The organism is Pseudomonas sichuanensis (genome assembly GCF_003231305.1).
In the GTDB taxonomy this organism is placed as follows: Bacteria; Pseudomonadota; Gammaproteobacteria; order Pseudomonadales; family Pseudomonadaceae; genus Aquipseudomonas; species Aquipseudomonas sichuanensis.
On record NZ_QKVM01000111.1, the window covers coordinates 1 to 3,210 of the forward strand.

The following is a 3,210-nucleotide window of genomic DNA, read 5'->3' on the forward strand; positions in this document are numbered from 1 at the left end:
TGAGCGAAATGCGAATTTTCGGCGAATGTCGTCTTCACAGTATAACCAGATTGCTTGGGGTTATATGGTCAAGTGAAGAAGCGCATACGGTGGATGCCTTGGCAGTCAGAGGCGATGAAAGACGTGGTAGCCTGCGATAAGCTTTGGGGAGTCGGCAAACAGACTGTGATCCAGAGATCTCTGAATGGGGGAACCCAGCCAGCACAAGCTGGTTATCTTGTACTGAATACATAGGTGCAAGAGGCGAACCAGGGGAACTGAAACATCTAAGTACCCTGAGGAAAAGAAATCAACCGAGATTCCCTTAGTAGTGGCGAGCGAACGGGGACCAGCCCTTAAGTTGGTTTGAGATTAGTGGAACGCTCTGGAAAGTGCGGCCATAGTGGGTGATAGCCCCGTACACGAAAATCTCTTATCAATGAAATCGAGTAGGACGGAGCACGAGAAACTTTGTCTGAATATGGGGGGACCATCCTCCAAGGCTAAATACTACTGACTGACCGATAGTGAACCAGTACCGTGAGGGAAAGGCGAAAAGAACCCCGGAGAGGGGAGTGAAATAGAACCTGAAACCGTATGCGTACAAGCAGTGGGAGCCTACTTTGTTAGGTGACTGCGTACCTTTTGTATAATGGGTCAGCGACTTATATTCAGTGGCGAGCTTAACCGAATAGGGGAGGCGTAGCGAAAGCGAGTCTTAATAGGGCGCTTTAGTCGCTGGGTATAGACCCGAAACCGGGCGATCTATCCATGGGCAGGTTGAAGGTTAGGTAACACTGACTGGAGGACCGAACCGACTACCGTTGAAAAGTTAGCGGATGACCTGTGGATCGGAGTGAAAGGCTAATCAAGCTCGGAGATAGCTGGTTCTCCTCGAAAGCTATTTAGGTAGCGCCTCATGTATCACTGTAGGGGGTAGAGCACTGTTTCGGCTAGGGGGTCATCCCGACTTACCAAACCGATGCAAACTCCGAATACCTACAAGTGCCGAGCATGGGAGACACACGGCGGGTGCTAACGTCCGTCGTGAAAAGGGAAACAACCCAGACCGTCAGCTAAGGTCCCAAAGTCATGGTTAAGTGGGAAACGATGTGGGAAGGCTTAGACAGCTAGGAGGTTGGCTTAGAAGCAGCCACCCTTTAAAGAAAGCGTAATAGCTCACTAGTCGAGTCGGCCTGCGCGGAAGATGTAACGGGGCTCAAACCATGCACCGAAGCTACGGGTATCACCTTTTGGTGATGCGGTAGAGGAGCGTTCTGTAAGCCTGTGAAGGTGAGTTGAGAAGCTTGCTGGAGGTATCAGAAGTGCGAATGCTGACATGAGTAACGACAATGGGAGTGAAAAACTCCCACGCCGAAAGACCAAGGTTTCCTGCGCAACGTTAATCGACGCAGGGTTAGTCGGTCCCTAAGGCGAGGCTGAAAAGCGTAGTCGATGGAAAACAGGTTAATATTCCTGTACTTCCAGTTATTGCGATGGAGGGACGGAGAAGGCTAGGCCAGCTTGGCGTTGGTTGTCCAAGTTTAAGGTGGTAGGCTGAGATCTTAGGCAAATCCGGGATCTCAAGGCCGAGAGCTGATGACGAGTGCTCATTAGAGCGCGAAGTGGTTGATGCCATGCTTCCAAGAAAAGCTCCTAAGCTTCAGATAACTGGGAACCGTACCCCAAACCGACACAGGTGGTTAGGTAGAGAATACCAAGGCGCTTGAGAGAACTCGGGTGAAGGAACTAGGCAAAATGGCACCGTAACTTCGGGAGAAGGTGCGCCGGCGAGGGTGAAGGACTTGCTCCGTAAGCCCATGCCGGTCGAAGATACCAGGCCGCTGCGACTGTTTATTAAAAACACAGCACTCTGCAAACACGAAAGTGGACGTATAGGGTGTGACGCCTGCCCGGTGCCGGAAGGTTAATTGATGGGGTTAGCGCAAGCGAAGCTCTTGATCGAAGCCCCGGTAAACGGCGGCCGTAACTATAACGGTCCTAAGGTAGCGAAATTCCTTGTCGGGTAAGTTCCGACCTGCACGAATGGCGTAACGATGGCGGCGCTGTCTCCACCCGAGACTCAGTGAAATTGAAATCGCTGTGAAGATGCAGTGTATCCGCGGCTAGACGGAAAGACCCCGTGAACCTTTACTATAGCTTTGCACTGGACTTTGAGCTTGCTTGTGTAGGATAGGTGGGAGGCTTTGAAGTGGGGACGCCAGTTCTCATGGAGCCATCCTTGAAATACCACCCTGGCAACCTTGAGGTTCTAACTCAGGTCCGTTATCCGGATCGAGGACAGTGTATGGTGGGTAGTTTGACTGGGGCGGTCTCCTCCCAAAGAGTAACGGAGGAGTACGAAGGTGCGCTCAGACCGGTCGGAAATCGGTCGTAGAGTATAAAGGCAAAAGCGCGCTTGACTGCGAGACAAACACGTCGAGCAGGTACGAAAGTAGGTCTTAGTGATCCGGTGGTTCTGTATGGAAGGGCCATCGCTCAACGGATAAAAGGTACTCCGGGGATAACAGGCTGATACCGCCCAAGAGTTCATATCGACGGCGGTGTTTGGCACCTCGATGTCGGCTCATCACATCCTGGGGCTGAAGCCGGTCCCAAGGGTATGGCTGTTCGCCATTTAAAGTGGTACGCGAGCTGGGTTTAGAACGTCGTGAGACAGTTCGGTCCCTATCTGCCGTGGACGTTTGAGATTTGAGAGGGGCTGCTCCTAGTACGAGAGGACCGGAGTGGACGAACCTCTGGTGTTCCGGTTGTCACGCCAGTGGCATTGCCGGGTAGCTATGTTCGGAAGAGATAACCGCTGAAAGCATCTAAGCGGGAAACTTGCCTCAAGATGAGATCTCACTGGGATCTTGAATCCCCTAAAGGGCCGTCGAAGACTACGACGTTGATAGGTTGGGTGTGTAAGCGCTGTGAGGCGTTGAGCTAACCAATACTAATTGCCCGTGAGGCTTGACCATATAACACCCAAGCAATCTGCTACGCAGATTGTGGTGGTGAAGACGAAAGACCCGAAAATTCGCACTCTTCACAAAAGCACCACAAATTCACATATCCGAATTGGCCAAGAGTGTTCACAAGACATTCTGGGCAACCGAATTTCTTGACGACCATAGAGCATTGGAACCACCTGATCCCATCCCGAACTCAGTAGTGAAACGATGCATCGCCGATGGTAGTGTGGGGTTTCCCCATGTGAGAGTAGGTCAT

The 3,210-nt window shown here is 51.7% G+C and carries 2 rRNA genes; both read left to right on the plus strand.

The annotated features are described in order from the left end of the window. The first annotated feature begins 66 nt into the window (after window positions 1–66). Window positions 67–2,960: ribosomal RNA gene (locus DM373_RS28200) — 23S ribosomal RNA — on the plus strand. Window positions 2,961–3,102: 142 nt separating this feature from the next. Continuing rightward, window positions 3,103–3,210, plus strand: a 5S ribosomal RNA gene (gene rrf / locus DM373_RS28205); the annotation flags it as partial.